Annotated in this window: 14 protein-coding genes; 12 read left to right on the top strand and 2 right to left on the bottom strand. The window is 64.3% G+C overall.

Annotation, left to right across the window (positions count from 1 at the left end; translation table 11 throughout):
• Nucleotides 1-67 precede the first annotated feature (67 nt).
• The 12 genes from bcsA to VGO04_RS17010 all read left to right on the top strand — a co-directional run bounded on the left by bcsA (nucleotide 68) and on the right by VGO04_RS17010 (nucleotide 15,956).
• Nucleotides 68-2,245 (top strand): UDP-forming cellulose synthase catalytic subunit, encoded by a 2,178-nt coding sequence (gene bcsA / locus VGO04_RS17065; RefSeq protein ID WP_327497158.1) that lies wholly within the window; start codon nucleotides 68-70, stop codon nucleotides 2,243-2,245.
• Nucleotides 2,242-4,572 carry a cellulose biosynthesis cyclic di-GMP-binding regulatory protein BcsB gene (locus VGO04_RS17060; protein ID WP_327497157.1) on the top strand — a complete coding sequence of 777 codons (2,331 nt, stop codon included), beginning with the start codon at nucleotides 2,242-2,244 and terminating at the stop codon, nucleotides 4,570-4,572. Before bcsA ends, VGO04_RS17060 begins: the two co-directional genes overlap by 4 nt.
• The gene (locus VGO04_RS17055) at nucleotides 4,569-5,615 is read left to right on the top strand and encodes a glycosyl hydrolase family 8 (protein ID WP_327497156.1); all 1,047 of its coding nucleotides are present in this window, start codon (nucleotides 4,569-4,571) and stop codon (nucleotides 5,613-5,615) included. Before VGO04_RS17060 ends, VGO04_RS17055 begins: the two co-directional genes overlap by 4 nt.
• A complete protein-coding gene (locus VGO04_RS17050) occupies nucleotides 5,612-7,804 on the top strand; it encodes a cellulose synthase (RefSeq protein ID WP_327497155.1) in 2,193 nt (730 codons plus the stop codon). Before VGO04_RS17055 ends, VGO04_RS17050 begins: the two co-directional genes overlap by 4 nt.
• Before the next feature lie 302 nt (nucleotides 7,805-8,106).
• On the top strand, nucleotides 8,107-9,270 hold the full coding sequence (locus VGO04_RS17045; protein ID WP_327497154.1) for an isovaleryl-CoA dehydrogenase: 1,164 nt from the start codon (nucleotides 8,107-8,109) through the stop codon (nucleotides 9,268-9,270).
• Between the two features lie 83 nt (nucleotides 9,271-9,353).
• Nucleotides 9,354-10,961 carry a carboxyl transferase domain-containing protein gene (locus VGO04_RS17040; protein ID WP_327497153.1) on the top strand — a complete coding sequence of 536 codons (1,608 nt, stop codon included), beginning with the start codon at nucleotides 9,354-9,356 and terminating at the stop codon, nucleotides 10,959-10,961.
• A 10-nt stretch (nucleotides 10,962-10,971) separates the two neighbouring features.
• Nucleotides 10,972-11,355 (top strand): RidA family protein, encoded by a 384-nt coding sequence (locus VGO04_RS17035; protein ID WP_327497152.1) that lies wholly within the window; start codon nucleotides 10,972-10,974, stop codon nucleotides 11,353-11,355.
• Nucleotides 11,356-11,369: 14 nt separating this feature from the next.
• The gene (locus VGO04_RS17030) at nucleotides 11,370-13,358 is read left to right on the top strand and encodes an acetyl/propionyl/methylcrotonyl-CoA carboxylase subunit alpha (RefSeq protein WP_327497151.1); all 1,989 of its coding nucleotides are present in this window, start codon (nucleotides 11,370-11,372) and stop codon (nucleotides 13,356-13,358) included.
• Nucleotides 13,355-14,224: a hydroxymethylglutaryl-CoA lyase gene (locus tag VGO04_RS17025; RefSeq protein WP_327497150.1), complete on the top strand. Its 870-nt coding sequence runs from the start codon at nucleotides 13,355-13,357 to the stop codon at nucleotides 14,222-14,224. The genes VGO04_RS17030 and VGO04_RS17025 overlap by 4 nt, the downstream gene beginning before the upstream one ends.
• Nucleotides 14,221-15,006 carry a crotonase/enoyl-CoA hydratase family protein gene (locus tag VGO04_RS17020; RefSeq protein WP_327497149.1) on the top strand — a complete coding sequence of 262 codons (786 nt, stop codon included), beginning with the start codon at nucleotides 14,221-14,223 and terminating at the stop codon, nucleotides 15,004-15,006. Before VGO04_RS17025 ends, VGO04_RS17020 begins: the two co-directional genes overlap by 4 nt.
• A gap of 72 nt (nucleotides 15,007-15,078) precedes the next feature.
• On the top strand, nucleotides 15,079-15,450 hold the full coding sequence (locus tag VGO04_RS17015) for an antitoxin Xre/MbcA/ParS toxin-binding domain-containing protein (protein WP_327497148.1): 372 nt from the start codon (nucleotides 15,079-15,081) through the stop codon (nucleotides 15,448-15,450).
• A complete protein-coding gene (locus VGO04_RS17010) occupies nucleotides 15,450-15,956 on the top strand; it encodes an RES family NAD+ phosphorylase (protein ID WP_327497147.1) in 507 nt (168 codons plus the stop codon). Before VGO04_RS17015 ends, VGO04_RS17010 begins: the two co-directional genes overlap by 1 nt.
• 64 nt (nucleotides 15,957-16,020) lie before the next feature.
• Here the strand turns inward: VGO04_RS17010 and VGO04_RS17005 are convergent, their stop codons facing one another.
• A complete protein-coding gene (locus VGO04_RS17005; RefSeq protein WP_327497146.1) occupies nucleotides 16,021-17,388 on the bottom strand; it encodes an FAD-binding oxidoreductase in 1,368 nt (455 codons plus the stop codon).
• A 189-nt stretch (nucleotides 17,389-17,577) separates the two neighbouring features.
• Nucleotides 17,578-17,893: TOBE-like domain-containing protein (locus VGO04_RS17000; RefSeq protein ID WP_327497145.1), on the bottom strand; the 316-nt coding region annotated here is incomplete at its 5' end.

Raw genomic sequence — 17,893 nt, 5'->3', positions numbered from 1 at the left:
GGGAACTTGGTCGAATATAGATCGAGCGATACCAGTGGCATGACGCCGAACGCTGGAAGGCAAATGTATGAGCAAGGTCGGATCGGTTGCCGCTTGGGCGTTTTTCTCGCTTTGCGTCATGGCCGTCATCACGTTGCCGGTCAACCTCCAGACGCAGCTGATCGTCAGCGTCCTGATCGTCACCTTCATGGCCATCCTGAAGCTCGCCAATGCCGGCGGGCGGTGGCGGTTGATCGCGCTTGCCTTCGGTACTGCGGTGGTCCTGCGGTATGTCTATTGGCGCACGACGAGCACGTTGCCGCCGCTCAACCAGCTTGAAAACTTCATCCCGGGCTTCCTGCTCTACCTTGCCGAAATGTACAGCGTGATGATGCTGTCGCTCAGCCTGTTCGTGGTGGCGATGCCGCTGCCGCCGCGCAAGGCGAGCTCGATTTCCGACGGCAAGTTTCCCAAGGTCGATGTCTTCGTGCCGTCCTACAACGAAGACGCGGGGCTCCTGGCCAATACGCTCGCCGCTGCCAAGGCAATGGACTATCCGGCCGACAAGCTGACGGTGTGGCTGCTCGACGACGGTGGCACGCTGCAGAAACGCAATTCGGCAAATCTCGTCGAGGCGCAGCGTGCGTCGGCGCGGAATGTGGAATTGCAGACGCTCTGCGACGAACTCGGCGTGCGTTACCTCACACGCGAACGCAACGAGCACGCCAAGGCGGGCAACCTCAACAATGGCATGTTGCATTCCGACGGCGAGCTGATCGCGGTGTTTGACGCCGACCACGCTCCGGCGCGCGACTTCCTGTTGGAGACCGTCGGCTATTTCGAGCAGGATCCGAAACTGTTCCTGGTGCAGACGCCGCACTTCTTCCTCAATCCGGACCCGCTCGAGCGCAATCTGCGCACGTTCGAGAAGATGCCGAGCGAGAACGAGATGTTCTACGGCATCATCCAGCGCGGCCTCGACAAGTGGAATGCCGCGTTCTTCTGCGGATCGGCCGCCGTGCTCAGGCGCAAGGCGCTGGAGGAGTCGGATGGCTTCAGCGGCATGAGCATCACCGAGGACTGCGAAACGGCGCTTGCGCTGCACGGCCGCGGCTGGAACAGCATCTATGTCGACCGCCCGCTGATTGCCGGCCTGCAGCCGGCAACCTTTGCAAGCTTCATCGGCCAGCGCAGCCGCTGGGCGCAGGGCATGATGCAGATTCTCATTTTCCGCTTTCCCCTGTTCAAGGGTGGCCTGTCGATCCCGCAGCGGCTTTGCTACATGTCATCGACGCTGTTCTGGCTGTTTCCCATTCCGCGCACGATCTTTCTGTTCGCGCCACTCTTTTATCTGTTTTTCGATCTCGAGATCTTCACCGCGTCCGGCGGCGAGTTCCTCGCCTATACGCTTGCCTACATGCTCGTGAACCTGATGATGCAGAACTACCTCTATGGTTCGTTCCGCTGGCCGTGGATCTCCGAGCTCTATGAGTTTGCGCAGACGGTGCACCTGCTGCCGGCCGTCATATCGGTGTTGCTGAGGCCGAGCCGACCCACTTTCAAGGTGACGGCAAAGGACGAATCGATCCTGGAAAGCCGGCTCTCGGAAATCGGCCGGCCGTTCTTCGTCATCTTCGCGGTGCTGTTCGTCGCCCTGCTGATGACGGTCTATCGGGTCTACACCGAGCCCTACAAGGCCGACGTGACGCTGGTTGTCGGCGGCTGGAACCTGTTGAACCTGATCATGGCCGGATGCGTGCTCGGCGTCGTCTCCGAGCGCGGTGAGCGGGCGGCTTCGCGCCGCGTCAAGGTGAGCCGCCGCTGTGAGTTCGGGGTTGGCGAAAAATGGTACCCGGCAACGATCGAGGACGTTTCGGCCCATGGCGCACGCGTCCAGGTGTTTGGTATCGACGCTTCGACGGTGCCGACCGACACCGAGGGCGGGATCCGCTTCGAGCCCTATAGCGGCAGCGGCACGCCGGAGACCTTGCCGGTCGCGATCCGGAACAAGGAGATCGCCGGCGACATCACCATCATGGGCTGCCGCTACCTGCCGCAAGTCGCGCGTCATCACAGCCTGGTCGCCGACCTGATCTTTGCCAATTCGCGGCAGTGGAGCGCGTTCCAGAGCGCGCGGCGCGGCAACCCGGGTCTGGTGCGCGGCACATTGTGGTTCCTTTGGCTGGCGCTCTATCAGACGAGCCGCGGGCTCATCTATTTCATGCGCAGCCTGCGCTCATCCGAGACGCAGAAGGAGGGCGCATGATGGTCAGGGCCCTCGCTCTCCTGATCGCGCTGTTGACCGTCGCGACGAGCGCGCTCGCGCAGCCATCGCCGTTCGACATGTCTGGCGAGCGCCCGGCGGACGCGCCCGTCCTGCAACAGCCATCTGAAGCCGGCAACAAGGGCGCAGCATCGGCCGACCAGCCGGCCGTCGTCATGAAGCCTGCCGACTTCAAGCGCTTCATCATTCCGTTCAGCGCCTTGTCCTTGACCGGCGAGGTCGACGAGCGCGCCTGGTCCGTCTATCTGACGCCGGCGCAGGCGCAAACCGCGGCGACGCTGAATTTTGCCTACCAGAACGCCATCGTCGTCGCCCCGGAAGCGTCGATGCTCTCGGTCTTCGTCAACGGCGAACTTGCCGGCGAAGGTCAGATCAGTGCGGCGGAGGCAGCCGCGCCGATCAGCTACGATCTGAAACCCGGGCTGCTGCGTGCCGGTACCAATGACATTCGCTTCAAGGTCCGCCAGCGCCATCGTACGGATTGCACGGTTGAATCGACCTACGAGCTGTGGACGGAGATTGCTCCGGACACGGCTTTCATCCGTTTCACCTCCGGCGACAGCGCGACGCTTACGAGCCTTGATGACGTGCGCGCGGTCGGTCTCGATGCGCGCGGCAGGACGCAGTTCAACCTGGTCGTTCCCGGTCTGCAGCAGCCGAGCCGCACGGCCGCATTGATGCGGCTTGCGCAGGGGCTGGCGTTGCGCGGTCAGATGCCCGCCCAGGAATTTGCCCTCAGCGAAACCATGCCCGAACTCGATAAACCGGGCCAGATCACCGCACTCATAGGCACCGCCGAGGAAGTGGCGCCGCTGATCGAGCGGCTGCCGGACGGCGCCTCGAGCGGGCCGGTCGCCATGTTCGTGACGGACAGCAAGACCAAGGCTTCCGTGCTGGTCATCAGCGGGCCGGATTGGTCTGCGGTCCAGGAAGCGATCGAGGGCGTCACCCAGCCGATGGACCGCCCGAGCAACGTACCGCGCGACGTGATTGCCACCGGGCGCTGGCTTTTGCCGGAGACACCATTGGTCGTTTCGCGCGCGCGGCTTCGCTTCTCCGAACTCGGTGTCGAGACAAGCGAGTTTACCGGCCGGCGCTTTCGCACGCGCTTCTCCGTCGCGGTTCCCTCGGATTTCTATGCGGACGCCTATGGCGATGCGACGCTGCTGCTTGACGCCGCCTACACGGAGACCGTTCTGCCCGGCAGTCACATCGATGTTTACGTCAACGGCAATATCGCATCGACAATTGCGCTGAACTCGGTGACGGGCGATATCCTGCGGCATCTGCCGATCAAGGTGACGATGCGTCACTTCAAGCCCGGCCCCAATGTGATCGAGATCGAGGCGGTCCTTGCCACCGAGCCGGACAAGGCCTGTGCACCCGGGACGCCAGCCTCCAGCGACCCGCGTTTCGCCCTTTTCGACACTTCGGAGTTGCGGATGCCGGATTTCGCGCGGATCGGCCGGCGGCCGAACCTTGCGGCAATTTCCGGGGCTGGGGCGCCCTATCGCAACGACGCCGCTGCCGTTCCATTGTTGCTCGACCGTGCAGACGAAGACACGCTGTCGGCCGCCGCGACGTTTCTTGCTCGGCTGGCCGTTGCCGGTGGCAGGCCAATTGCCGTTGAGGTCATCACGTCGCCGCTTGCGGCTGGCAACCGCAACACGCTCTTCGTGGGAGCCATGCCGCAACTGTCGAAGACCGTGCTGACGCAAGTCGGCATCGATCCCGCCCGACAGATGTCGTGGGGCAATGCCGAAGACTCCGGCCAAAGAGACGAAACGCAAAAGGCAATCGACGAATGGCGCACACGTCTGAGCGGCGGTGCATGGCGAAACCAGGTCACCGCCTTTCAGACCTGGGTGAAGCAGGAATTCGACATCTCGCTGAACTCGCTGCGCATCCTGCCGGAAGCGCAGGCTGAGTACGCGCCGCCTGAAAGTGCAGGCCTCGTCCTCGCCCAGGGCGCCAACCCGACCGATGACGCGACATGGACGCTGCTGACGGCACCGACGTCAAAGCGCCTGCGCGAGGGCACTGCGGCAATCGCCGACGTCACGCGTTGGCAGCACCTCGCCGGCCGGGTCTCGGCCTATGAACCGGCGACCGACAACATCGAGATCACGCCGGTCACGGGGTTCGATTTCGTTCAGACGCAACCGCCGTCTCTCACCAACTATCGCCTGATCCTTGCGAACTGGCTGTCCAGCAACATCATGTTCTACGCGCTGCTGTTAATCGTGCTGTCGGTGCTGCTCGGGCTGGCGACGTCCTCCATGCTCACCCGCCTGGGGCGCCGACAATGAGCTGGCGAACCGCTCTCCTTGCCGTATTGTTTGCGCTGATCGCGCCGCTTGCGGCCGGCGCAGCCGAAGGGAGCGGCTCGGTGAACGCAAACGACTGGGAACAGTACAAGGCGCGCTTTCTCGATCCGGGCGGGCGTATCATCGACGACGGCAACGGCAATGTCAGCCACAGTGAAGGGCAGGGCTATGGCCTGCTTTTGGCGGTGCTGGCCGAAAACCCAGCCGACTTTGCGCTGATCTGGTCGTTCACGCGCCGCGAGCTCTTGCTCAGGGATGACGGACTGGCTGCCTGGAAATGGAGCCCGTCCGAAACGCCCCACGTGATCGACATCAACAATGCCACCGACGGCGACATCCTGATCGCCTATGCGCTGGTGTTGGCAGCCGAACGCTGGCAGAGGGACGACTATCTGCAAGCAGCAGCGCGGATTGCAAAAGCCATTCTCGACCATGCCGTGCTCGATCATGGCGGCCACGTGCTGCTCATGCCGGGGGTCTCGGGTTTCGGCACGACCGACCGTCCCGATGGTCCCGTCGTCAATCCGTCCTATTGGATCTTCGAAGCGTTCCCGGTTCTCGACCGGGTGGCGCCGTCGCAGCGCTGGAAGGAGATGTCCGACGCTGGCCTCTGGCTTCTCGCCGCCGCGCAGACCGGGGCGAGAAAACTGCCGACCGATTGGGTGAGCCTCAGGGCGGCGCCGAAACCCGCGCAAGGCTTTCCTGCCGAATTCGGCTATAACGCGCTGCGGATACCACTGTACCTTGCGCGGGCTGACATGGGCGATCGGGAGCTGATGATGCGGTTGCGAAGCGGTATCGCCGGAAACGGTGATTCGCTGGTTCTGACCGACGCCTCCGGAGCCGTGCAAAAGAGCCTGTCAGACCCCGGTTATCGTTTTGTTAACCATATTCTGGCCTGTGTCTTGGACCGGGTCCCGATACCCGACAGCGTCAAGGTGTTCAGCCCGACGCAATATTATCCTTCCACGCTGCACCTCTTGGGGCTGTCATATGTGAAGGAGAAGCGTCCGGAGTGTCTATGAAGTCCTCAATCGTTGCCATTGCCGCTGTTATGACCACGGCGATCGGGGTTGCCGGACTGGCCGATGGCGGATTCCTGCGCCAAGACAGCAACAAATTCAAAGGACTACAGCAACAGGACACGGCCGGGATCGTCACCGCCTCAACGGACCAGGGTATCCATAGCCCGGCTCCGCAGTTTACCGAGGTGGCCCAGGCGGAGAGACCCTCTGAAGAAGCAAAGAGCGAAAAGGGCCAGCCCGTCGTCGACGAATCGGCGCTTCGCTATTTCGCAGCCAAGGGTGATACGGCCCGCTTGCAGGCGGAAATCTCGCGGCTGCGCTCACTTTATCCCGATTGGGTTCCGCCTGCTGATCCTCTCGCGGTACCGCGCAACAATGACGTCGCGCTCGAAACCATGTGGCGGCTCTACTCGGAAGGGCGTTACGCCGAAGTCCGCAAGGCGATCGCCGAGCGCCAGTCGAAAGAAGCCGCCTGGCAGCCACCATCGGACCTCCTGGAGCGTCTCAACGTTGCTGAGGCGCGGGCCCGGCTGGTCAACGCCTCCGAGCTCAAGCAGTACGAGACCGTCATATCGGTCGCTGCGAGCACGCCAAGCCTGTTGACCTGCTCCGAGGTGGACGTGCTGTGGCACGTCGCCAATGCCTTTGCCGAAACCAAGCGACCGGAGCGTGCCCGCGACGCCTATCTGTATGTGTTGAAAAACTGCGACAACGCACCGGAGCGGCTCGCAACCGTGCAGAAGGCTTCGGCCGTTCTGCCCTATGCCACGCTGCAGGATCTGCTCGCCTATGAACGCACGACGCAGGAAGGCGCACCGGAATTCGAGAGCATTCGCGACGATCTCGCCCGGCGCTTCGTCGCCGAGGGCGACGAAGACAAGGCGCTCGCGGTCGATCCCAAATATGTCCAGCGGGTCGAGAAGCTTGCGGAGGCGGGAGGGGCGGCGAGCGACGCGCTTCTGCTCGGCTGGTATCAGCTGCGCCGCGACAACATGAGCGCCGCCGAGCAATGGTTCCGCCGTGCCCACGACAAGGAAGACAGCGCATCTGCGTCGCAGGGTCTGGCTTTGACGCTGATCGCCCGCAAGGCGCCGGCCGAGGCAGAGGCGGTCCTTTATTCGTGGCGCGACAGCTCTCCCGACGCGACTGCGACCTATTTTGCCGCCACAGCCAACCTTCTGGCGATCGACCCGCCCGTGGCGCTGGATGCAGCCGTCCTTGCCCGGATCGCTGAAGAGACGACCAAGGGTCGCGATCCGGCGACGGCCCAGCAGTTTGGCTGGTATGCCCGCGCGCTCAACCAGCCGGCAACGGCGGCGCAGTGGTTTTCGACGGCGTTGCGGTGGAAACCGGACGATGAACCCTCCGCTTACGGTCTTGCGCTCAGCCGCGATCAATTGGGCGACAAGGACGGCGTGGTCGAGATCCAGCGTTTGTGGTCGGGGCGCTCAGAGCGAATCGCCCGCCTGGGAGAAGTCCAGGAGAAGCTCGACGAGGTCAACCGGGTTCAGGTGCCGACGACCGTAACGCAGCAGACCCAGCAGACCCAGCAGACCGCCCAGCCACAAGCAACCGCACGCACGACCATTGTCACGGAAACGGTCGAGCAGCCCGTCGCCCAGAGGCCGCGTACGGGCGGTGTCGCTCAAAAGGCCGTCCGCAATGGGGGCGGTTGCAGGACCTCGATCAATCCAGCCGCGCTTGCGCCGCAGGCGGCGCTCACGCGCGGCTGGTGCCTGATGGATCTTAACCGCCCGCTTGAGGCAGCCGAGGCCTTCGAGGTCGCGTTGCAGGCACCGGCATCGCAGGTCCGCGAGGACGCCGCGTACGGCCAGAGCCTTGCCTATCTGCGCGCCGGGCTCACCAACAAGGCTGCGGTTTCGGCCACCCGGTCGAAGCAGAACCGGGGCAGGACGGAAGAGCTGCAGACTGCGATCCTGGCAGACAGGGCCATCGCCGCTTTCGATGCCAAACGCTATCGGGAGACCATCTTGTTCCTCGACCAGCTCGGACAGATTTCGAGCCGTCGTCAGGATCTGATGGTTCTGCGCGGTTACGCCTACATGAACCTCAAATACTACGACGAAGCACGCCGGATTTTCGAGGCGCTTGCCGCAACGGGCAACCGTGACGCCATGAAAGGGCTAAATGCCGTGACCAAATCGCAGGAAATTTGGCCCAACAAGTGAGCCGCAACCGACGCTGAGAAACGCGTCTGCTGCCGATGCTCGGAACTGCCGGTGGAGCCACCTGCAAACGTGAACCGACCGCTTCGCGCAAAAGATGCAATCACGGGACGCCCCCCTTTTTTCATATCGTGCTTGGCTTCACACCTCTTTGGAAGGAAATTAGCGAAACGCGGTGCTATCGTCCTGACCGACCGCGGGCGTTGATATCATTGCAATCACGACGATCCGCGTAGAGGATGGGATGTATCGTCCGGCCGCTGTGGGAGGAGACCGCGCGGCCCGGAACGACGGGAGGACAGGACATGTTTCAGGGCGGGTTGACCTTCGCGCTCGGTGAAGACATCGAGGCATTGCGTGAGACGGTGCGCCGGTTTGCGGCCGAACGCATCGCGCCGCTGGCGGACGAGACCGATCGCAGCAATGCGTTTCCGATGCAGCTTTGGCGGGAAATGGGCGAACTTGGCCTGCTCGGCATTACCGCCGACGAGGCCTATGGCGGCGCCGGGATGGGCTATCTGGCCCACTGCGTGGCGATGGAAGAAATCAGCCGCGCCTCCGCCTCGATCGCCCTCAGCTATGGCGCACATTCCAATCTCTGCGTCAACCAGATCAACCGCAACGGCACGGATGCGCAGAAGGCGCGATATCTGCCGAAGCTGATTTCCGGCGAGCACGTCGGGGCGCTGGCGATGTCCGAGCCCGGCGCCGGCTCCGACGTCGTGTCGATGACGCTCAAGGCCGACAAGCGCGGCGACCGCTATGTGCTGAACGGCAGCAAGATGTGGATCACCAACGGCCCGGACGCCGACGTGCTCGTTGTCTACGCCAAGACCGACCCGACGGCCGGTCCGCGCGGGATCACGGCCTTTCTCGTCGAAAAGGGCTGCGCCGGGTTTTCGACCGGCCAGAAGCTCGACAAACTTGGCATGCGTGGCTCCAATACCTGCGAACTGATTTTCCGGGATTGCGAGGTGCCGGAGGAAAACGTGCTCGGCACGATCGGCGGCGGCGTGCGCGTGCTGATGTCGGGCCTCGACTACGAGCGCGTGGTGCTGTCTGCCGGTCCGCTCGGCATCATGGCCGCCTGCCTCGATGTCGTCGTCCCCTATCTGCATGAGCGCAAGCAGTTTGGCCAGGCGATCGGCGAATTCCAGCTGATGCAGGGCAAGCTCGCGGACATGTACGTGACGGCAAATGCGGCACGCGCCTATGTCTATGCGGTGGCGGCCGCCTGTGACCGCGGCGAGACGGCGCGCAAGGATGCGGCCGGCTGCATCCTCTATGCGGCCGAGAAGGCGACGGCGCTGGCGCTTGAAGCGATCCAGGCGCTTGGCGGCAACGGCTACACCAACGACTATCCGGCAGGGCGGTTGCTGCGCGATGCAAAGCTCTACGAGATCGGCGCCGGCACCAGCGAAATCCGCCGCATGCTGATCGGCCGTGAGCTGTTCAGCGAGACGCGCTAGGCCGGCGGGAGCCGCCGACGCACTGTGTTGCTCCGGAAGACCGTGATGAAAGCTGCGGCCGAACTCGATCGAATGAGGACTTGATGACCGTTCTGAAATCCCACGTCCAGCCGTCCTCCGATACATTCAAAGCGAACCAGGCAGCCATGGCCGAGGCAATCGCGACGGTCGAGGATGCCGTGAAACTGGCCGCCGGCGGCGGAGGCGACGCGGCGCGCGAGCGCCATGTCAGCCGTGGCAAGTTGCTGCCGCGCGACCGGGTGGCGGGCCTCATCGACCCGGGGACGCCGTTCCTCGAAGTCGGCACGACGGCGGCGCACGGCATGTACAATGGCGATGCGCCGGCCGCTGGGCTGATTACCGGCATTGGCCGCGTGTCTGGACGCGAATGCATGATCGTCTGCAACGACCCGACGGTCAAAGGCGGCACCTATTATCCGCTGACCGTGAAGAAGCATCTGAGGGCGCAGGAGATTGCTGCCGACAATCATCTGCCCTGCATCTACCTGGTCGATTCCGGCGGTGCGAACCTGCCGAACCAGGACGAGGTCTTCCCGGACCGCGACCATTTCGGCCGGATCTTCTATAACCAGGCGAACATGTCGGCGGCAGGCATTCCCCAGATCGCCGTGGTGATGGGGTCGTGCACGGCCGGCGGCGCCTACGTGCCTGCCATGTCGGACGAGACGATCATCGTCGAAGGTCAGGGCACGATTTTTCTCGCCGGGCCGCCGCTTGTGCGCGCAGCGACCGGCGAGGTCGTTTCGGCCGAAGATCTCGGCGGCGCCGATGTGCACACGCGGCTGTCGGGCGTCGCCGATCATCTGGCGCGCGACGACGCCCATGCGCTGGCGCTCGCCCGCCGGGCTGTCGGCGCGCTCAACCGCCACAAGCCCCGCACGGTGGAACTCGCCACGCCGGAGCCGCCGCTCTACGATCCGCAGGAAATCGCCGGCATCGTGCCTTCCGACCTGCGCACCCCCTACGATATTCGCGAGGTCATCGCCCGTGTCGTCGACGGCTCCCGCTTCGACGAATTCAAGGCGCGCTATGGCACCACGCTCGTCTGCGGTTTTGCCCATGTGCACGGCATCCCCGTCGGCATCATCGCCAACAACGGCGTGCTGTTTTCGGAATCGGCGCTGAAGGGCGCGCATTTCGTCGAGTTGTGCGCTCAGCGCAAGATCCCGCTCGTCTTCCTGCAAAACATCACCGGCTTCATGGTCGGGCGAAAGTACGAGACCGAGGGCATCGCCAAGCATGGCGCCAAGCTGGTGACGGCGGTGGCGACGGCGCGGGTGCCGAAGGTGACGATGCTGGTCGGCGGTTCGTTCGGCGCCGGCAACTACGGTATGTGCGGGCGCGCGTTTTCGCCGCGCTTCCTGTGGACCTGGCCGAACAGCCGCATCTCCGTCATGGGCGGCGAGCAGGCGGCCGGCGTATTGACGACTGTGCGTAGCGAGGCGCTCAAGCGCGCCGGCACGCCCTGGAACGATGAGGACGAAGCGCGGTTCCGCCAGCCGATCCTCGATTTGTTCGAGCGCCAGAGCCACCCGCTCTATGCTTCGGCCAGGCTCTGGGATGACGGTGTCGTCGACCCGCGCAAGAGCCGCGACGTGCTCGGCCTGTCGCTCTCGGCGGCGCTGAACGCGCCGATCGAGGATACGCGCTTCGGCCTTTTCAGAATGTAGGGATGAGCGGATGAAGCGAGACAACATCAACGCCACGAATGCACCCCAACCCCGCGGCGGCTATTCGCAGGCGGTGCGCCTTGAAGGTTTCGACCGCCTGCTCTTCGTCAGCGGCCAGGTGCCGCTGACGGCGGAAGACAAGGTGCCGGAGGGGTTCGAGGCGCAGGCACGTCAGGTCTGGGCGAACATCGATGCGCAGCTGACCGCCGCCGGCATGACGAAGGCCGATATCGTCAAGGCGACAGTGCTGCTTGCCGACCGAGAATACGCCATGGCCAACCGCGCGGCGCGTCAGGAATATCTGGGCGCACTTGCACCCGCCATGACGGTTGCGATCGCCGGGATTTTCGATGCCGCCTGGTTGCTCGAAATTGATGTGATCGCGGCGCAATAGCCCCGGAGATGCCGATGTTTTCCAAGCTTCTGATTGCCAATCGCGGCGAGATCGCCTGCCGGGTGATGCGCACCGCCCGCCGCCTCGGCATCCACACGGTTGCCGTCTACTCCGACGCCGATGTCGGGGCGCTGCATGTCAGGCTCGCCGACGAGGCGGTCCGCATCGGTGCTGCCCCGGCACTCGAAAGCTACCTTTCCGTTGAGCGCATTCTTGCGGCGGCGCGGGCTGTCGGCGCCGATGCGATCCACCCGGGTTACGGCTTCCTGTCGGAGAACGCCGATTTCGCTGAAGCCGTCGAGGCAGCCGGCATCACCTTTGTCGGCCCGTCGGCCCGCGCCATCCGTGCCATGGGCCTGAAGGATGCCGCCAAGGCGCTGATGGAGCAATCGGGCGTCCCCGTCGTTCCCGGTTACCATGGCGAAAGGCAGGAGGCGGATTTCCTCGCTGAAAGAGCGGAAGATGTTGGCTATCCGGTGCTGATCAAGGCGCGCGCCGGCGGCGGCGGCAAGGGCATGCGGCGCGTCGATGGCGCTGCAGATTTTCCGGCCGCGCTCGAAGCGGCGCGCCGCGAGGCCGAAGCCGCCTTCGGCGACGGCTCGGTGCTGATCGAAAAATACCTGACGAAGCCGCGGCATATCGAAGTACAGGTGTTCGGCGATCGGCACGGCAACATTCTGCATCTCTTCGAACGTGACTGCTCGCTGCAGCGCCGCCACCAGAAGGTGATCGAGGAGGCGCCCGCTCCAGGCATGACCGCGGAAGTGCGCCGCGCCATGGGCGACGCGGCGGTAAGGGCAGCGCAGGCGATCGGCTATGTTGGCGCGGGCACCGTCGAGTTCATCGCTGACGTGACCAACGGACTGTGGCCGGACCAGTTCTATTTCATGGAAATGAACACGCGGCTGCAGGTCGAGCATCCGGTCACGGAAGCGATCACCGGGATCGATCTTGTCGAATGGCAATTGCGTGCCGCGGCCGGCGAGGCGCTGCCGAAGCGCCAGAGCGAGATCAGCATTGATGGGTGGGCGTTCGAGGCCCGTATCTATGCGGAAGACCCGGCACGCGGGTTCCTGCCGGCGACCGGCCAACTGACGACGATGAGCTTTCCTGAGGACGGCGTGCGCGTCGATGCCGGCGTCAGGCAAGGCGACCGGATCACGACGTTCTACGATCCGCTGATCGCCAAGCTGATTGTGCACGGACCGAACCGCTCGACCGCGCTCGCCAAGCTGGAAAGTGCGCTGAGGGCGTGCCGCATCGGCGGTACCGTCACCAATCTTGAGTTTCTCGCACGTCTTGCGGCGGAGCCCGATTTTCGCGCCGGCCGGCCGGATACCGGCCTGATCGACCGCTCTATCGAACAACTTTCGGCGCCGCTCGCCCCGAGCGACGCGGCGCTTGCACTGGCGGCGATCGTCTCGACAGGCGCGCTCCAGCCGGGCGGCTCCGCCGATCCGTGGTCGTCGCTTGGCTATTGGCAAATCTGGGGCGATGCCAGCAGAAACGTGGCGATCGAGCACACCGGTGGACGGGCGAGCGTAACACTTGCAGCGCGTGGGCGCGATCAGTTCGCGGTGCATACGGGAACGGCGGCGCTGCCGGTGGTGATCCTTGACCGCTTCGCCGACGGCGCGCGCGCCGAGGTTTCAGGCGCACAGCTAGAGTTCCGTTTCTTGCGCGAAGGAGAGCAGATCACCCTTTTCCTCAACGGCGACACCTATGTCATGCGGCTGCCCGACGCCCTTGGTGCGGGCCATTCCAGCGAGGTCGCCGACGACGCGATTTCGGCGCCGATGCCGGGCATCGTCAAGTTGATCCAGGTTCGCCCGGGCGACACGGTCGTGAAAGGCCAGCCGCTGGCCGTGATGGAAGCGATGAAGATGGAACTGACGCTGTCGGCCTCGCGCGCCGGCGTGGTCGAAAGCGTGCAGGTCAGCGAAGGCGAACAGGTCAGCGCCGGGGCGGTTCTGGTGATGCTTGAACCGGAGCGCACCGAATGAACGGACCAGCGCGGGAGCATGTGACGATCGTCGAAATGGCGCCGCGCGACGGGCTCCAGAACGAAAGCCACCTGGTCGATACCGCCGACAAGATCCGCCTTGTCGATCTTCTCTCGGACTGCGGCTACGAGCGCATCGAAGTGACGAGCTTCGTCAGCCCGAAATGGGTGCCGCAGATGGCCGACGCGGCTGAGGTGATGGCCGGCATCAGCCGGCGCTCCGGGACGCGTTACGCGGTGCTGACGCCCAACATGCGTGGGCTTGAGGCCGCGATCGATGCCCAAGCCGACGAGGTGGCGATCTTTGCCTCGGCATCCGAGACCTTCTCGCAGAAGAACATCAATTGTTCGATCGCAGAAAGCATCGAACGGTTCAGGCTCGTTGCCGAAATTTGCCAGCAAAGGGGGCTGATGCTGCGCGGCTACGTCAGTTGCGTCGTCGAGTGTCCCTATGAGGGCGCGATCGCGCCGGCCAGTGCGGCATACGTCGCCGGCCTGCTTGACGACCTCGGCTGTTACGAAGTCAGTCTCGGCGACACGATCGGACGCGGCACGCCGGAAGCGGTGGACCGGATGCTCGCAAAGGTGCTGGAAGGCATCCCGTCAGAGCGGCTTGCCGGACATTTCCACGACACGTCGGGCCGCGCGCTCGACAACATTGCCGTTGCGCTTGATCGCGGATTGCGGGTGTTCGACGCATCCGCTGGCGGCCTTGGCGGATGTCCCTATGCGCCGGGGGCGGCCGGCAATGTCGATACGCTTACGGTCAACGCATTCGTGGCGGCCAAGGGGTTTTCAACCGGTCTGGATGCGGCGAAGCTCGAGCAAGCGGCTGCTTTCGCGCGGACCTTGAGGAGTGGCCAATGACGTTCGAGACGATCCGCATTGTGACCGATGCCCGCGGTGTGGCTCGGTTGACGCTGGCTCTGCCGCAGAAGCACAACGCTCTCTCGGCCACAATGATCGGCGAATTGACCGAAGCGGCCGAAACCCTGTCGACCGACCGCGCTGTTCGCCTCGTTGTCCTGGATGCGGAGGGCCGCAGCTTCTGCGCCGGCGGCGATCTCGGCTGGATGCGCGAGCAGTTCGACGCGGATCGAGCGACCCGCATTGCCGAGGCGACCCGTCTGGCGATGATGTTCAAGGCGCTGAACGAGATTGCCAAGCCCGTGATCGGGCGCGTGCACGGCAATGCCTTCGGCGGCGGCGTTGGCCTGGTGAGCATCTGCGATGCGGCCGTTGCCTCGGCCGATGCCAGGTTCGGTCTGACCGAAACCCGCCTCGGCCTGATCCCGGCGACGATCAGCCCCTATGTCGTCGCCCGCATCGGTGAAGGCAAGGCCCGCCCGCTGTTCATGTCCGCCCGCCTGTTTAGCGCCGAGGAAGCGCGTGCCATCGGGCTGGTGACCACAGTCGTTGCGGCGGATGACCTGGATGCGGCAATCGAAGCGGAGATCGAGCCGTATCTGACTGCCGCACCCGAGGCCACGGGCCGGGCCAAACGGTTGGCCCGTTCGCTCGGCGTTCCGATCACCGAAGACACCATCGCGGCGACCATTGAACAATTGGCGGACTGCTGGGAATCGAACGAGGCCCGCGAGGGCGTCGGCGCCTTCTTCGAAAAACGGGAGCCTTCTTGGCGGCAATAGGCCTTCCTTGATTTGAGCAAGTTTTGATCCTATTTTGATTGCATGGTGATCAAAATAAGATCGGATCGTGCCATGGCCGCCGTCAGTTTCAACATGTCCGCCGCCGATTACGGCGATAGTCAATCGTCCTTCCTGTCCGCCCGGCTGGTTGCCGATCGCCTCGGCGTGACACTGGCCGAACTGGCGAAACTCATTGGCGTCGCGCGCAACACGCTGACGGCGAAGTCGAGTGCGCGCAAGGTCGATGCGGCGCTGAGCGGCGTCGTGCGTATTCTCGCCATGGCCGGCGAAATGGCGGGCGACGACAGCCGCGCCGTCATCTGGTTCAAGCACCAGCCGATCCCGGGATGGGCGGGCAAGACCGCCTATGACCTCGTCGGCGAGGGCAAGACCGACAAGGTGCTTGTCTATCTCGAAGCCGTACGCTCCGGTGTTTACGCCTGATGTCGGCAAGCGCGCCGGTGCGCCTCTGGCGCGCCTATGTGCCGCGCTGGGCGCATGCACCGCTTTCCGGTGAAGGAGCCGCGCGTTTCGGCGGGCGGTGGAATCCCGTGGGGATGCCGACGATCTATGCGGCGCGCGAACTGTCGACCGCCTGGGCCGAATACAATCAAGGCTTCGTCCAGCATCCGGCACTGATTGCACAGCTCGAATTGAGCGGCGCACGGCTCGCTGACCTGACGACATCAGAAGGGCTCGAGGCTGTCGGTCAAACCAGCGAGATCCATCGCTGCGAATGGCGCGATGCGCTCGATCGCGGTCTCGTGCCCGAGACGCACCGTTTGCAGGCAGAGCTCGACGCGCGCGGCTTCGACGGTCTGATCTATCCGTCCTTCATGTCACCCGGCGGCACCTGTGTAGCACTTTGGCGCTGGAACGTCGGCGGAGCGGAGCTGAAGGTTGTCGATCCCGAAGGTCGTCTGCCGAAGACGCCCGCCTCCTGGCTATGAGCTTTCGGAAGTCCCACGCATCACGCATCCGGGCGGACCTCCGCCCTGGTTGTCCGCAAACTGCTTAGAGGACCTTGCCGGGATTGAGGATGCCGTTGGGGTCGATCGCGCTCTTAATCCGCCGCATCAGTTCGAGTTCTGCGGGGCTTCGCGAATGGTCGAGGAAGTCCCGCTTCAGCGCGCCGATGCCGTGTTCGGCCGAGATCGAACCGCGGTAGCGCCGCACGATCTCATAGACGATGCCGTCGACGACATGCGGTGTATCCGCATCGTTGCCGGGATCCGAGAAGGCGATGTGCAGATTGCTGTCGGCAACATGTCCGAAGAAGGAGACGTGGGCAGCCGGAAAACGTGCAGCCAGCGCCTGCCCGCATTCGTCGGCGAAGCGGCCGATATCGCCGATCGGCAGGCTGACGTCGAGGTTGACCAGCGCCGGCAGTTGGCTGTCCATCGCGTGGCCTTCGCGAACGCTCCAGAATGCCCGGCTCTCTTTTTCGGACTGGGCGATGAGGGCGTCGCTAATGATTTCGTCTTCGAGCGCCGCGCCGAGAAAGGCTTCGAACGTGTCGCGCACACCGCTCTCGCCCTCCAGGAAGTCCTGCTCGACAATGACCGCGAAGGGCGGGATTTCGCCGAACAACCGTTGTTTCTCCGCCTCGGCGTTGAAGCGGAAATAGGTTTCCCACATGGCCTCGAAGGCCGAGAGACCCGGTAGACCGCGTTGGCAGCGCGCGAGGAAGGAAACGACGTTTTCGTAGCTGTCGAGCGCGCAGAGCGCCGTCAGCCGGCCAGCCGGCAGCGGCCGCAGCCGGAGCACGGCGCGGGTGATCACGCCGAGCGTGCCTTCAGAGCCGATGAAATACTGCCGTAGATCGTAGCCGGTGTTGTTCTTGATCATCTTGTTGAGCGACGAGACGATCGTGCCGTCGGCAAGCACGACTTCAAGGCCAAGCACATTGTCGCGGGTCACGCCGTAGCGAAGCACGCGGATGCCGCCGGCATTGGTGGCGAGATTGCCGCCGATCTGGCAGGTACCGCGCGCGCCGAGATCGATCGGCAAAAGGAAGCCCGCGTCCTCCGCGGCGCGCTGCGCCACTTCAAGTGGCGTGCCGGCGCGCACGGTCATGGTTCCCGCCTGCGTGTCGATCTCCTCTATTCCGGTGAAGCGCTCGAGCGAGATCACGATCGCCTCGCTGTTTGCATTGGCGCCGCCGGCAAGCCCGGTCAGTCCGCCCTGAACGACAACGGCCTGGCCGCGCTCGTTGCAGAGGCGCAGCGCTTCGGCGATCTCTTCGCTGCTTGTCGGGCGCAGAACGGCTTTCGGCAGGTCATGGCCCGTAAGGCTGGCGTCGCTGCGATGGCGCTCGCCGATGTCGGTACCGGTCAGCACGATGTCGCCGAGGCTTTGCTTGAGGTCGTCGACGATGGTCATGCAGCGCTTCTCCCGTTGCCGCGCCTCAATCGCCGGCGCGGTGGGTTCTGCTTAGCGCATATCGGAAGACACGGATATCCGCACGGCGACGCGCAGACTGTGCTTTGCCGCCGCGTGATCGCTCCGCGAGAGGGTTCAATTGGTGTGGAACGGTGGGCTCCGCTTGGGAGCCCACGTTGCGAGATCGGCTCAGGTGCCCGTGCGGGCCAGTTCGAAGCTCTCGGCTTCCGCGGACGCGACATCGGCACGGTCTTCCGTCACCTCCGCCTTTGCGCTCACAGCAGCCTGCGCTTCCCTGAACAGTTTCCACTTAGTCGGGCGGAAGGCGATGCGGCTGTGTTCTCCGGCATTGGCGCGTTCGGGCGGCAGTTCGATCTCGACATGCGGGTGGTTGCGGCCAAGGTCGAGTTCGAGATGGCGGGTGCCGGCGACCCGGCGGCTGGCGGTGACGAGGCCGGCGAGACAGCCGCCGCAGCCGTCGATCAGCTCGATGTCGTGCGGGCGG

Source organism: Ensifer sp. (assembly GCF_035999185.1).
Taxonomy (GTDB): domain Bacteria; phylum Pseudomonadota; class Alphaproteobacteria; order Rhizobiales; family Rhizobiaceae; genus Ensifer.
This window is presented reverse-complemented; position numbering and strand designations above follow the sequence as displayed.

Bases quoted from the DNA above. Each gene is read 5' to 3' on its own strand.
- bcsA (WP_327497158.1), top strand. From the start codon at position 68: ATGAGCAAGGTCGGATCGGTTGCCGCTTGGGCGTTTTTCTCGCTTTGC.
- VGO04_RS17060 (WP_327497157.1), top strand. From the start codon at position 2,242: ATGATGGTCAGGGCCCTCGCTCTCCTGATCGCGCTGTTGACCGTCGCG.
- VGO04_RS17055 (WP_327497156.1), top strand. From the start codon at position 4,569: ATGAGCTGGCGAACCGCTCTCCTTGCCGTATTGTTTGCGCTGATCGCG.
- VGO04_RS17050 (WP_327497155.1), top strand. From the start codon at position 5,612: ATGAAGTCCTCAATCGTTGCCATTGCCGCTGTTATGACCACGGCGATC.
- VGO04_RS17045 (WP_327497154.1), top strand. From the start codon at position 8,107: ATGTTTCAGGGCGGGTTGACCTTCGCGCTCGGTGAAGACATCGAGGCA.
- VGO04_RS17040 (WP_327497153.1), top strand. From the start codon at position 9,354: ATGACCGTTCTGAAATCCCACGTCCAGCCGTCCTCCGATACATTCAAA.
- VGO04_RS17035 (WP_327497152.1), top strand. From the start codon at position 10,972: ATGAAGCGAGACAACATCAACGCCACGAATGCACCCCAACCCCGCGGC.
- VGO04_RS17030 (WP_327497151.1), top strand. From the start codon at position 11,370: ATGTTTTCCAAGCTTCTGATTGCCAATCGCGGCGAGATCGCCTGCCGG.
- VGO04_RS17025 (WP_327497150.1), top strand. From the start codon at position 13,355: ATGAACGGACCAGCGCGGGAGCATGTGACGATCGTCGAAATGGCGCCG.
- VGO04_RS17020 (WP_327497149.1), top strand. From the start codon at position 14,221: ATGACGTTCGAGACGATCCGCATTGTGACCGATGCCCGCGGTGTGGCT.
- VGO04_RS17015 (WP_327497148.1), top strand. From the start codon at position 15,079: ATGGCCGCCGTCAGTTTCAACATGTCCGCCGCCGATTACGGCGATAGT.
- VGO04_RS17010 (WP_327497147.1), top strand. From the start codon at position 15,450: ATGTCGGCAAGCGCGCCGGTGCGCCTCTGGCGCGCCTATGTGCCGCGC.
- VGO04_RS17005 (WP_327497146.1), bottom strand. From the start codon at position 17,388: ATGACCATCGTCGACGACCTCAAGCAAAGCCTCGGCGACATCGTGCTG.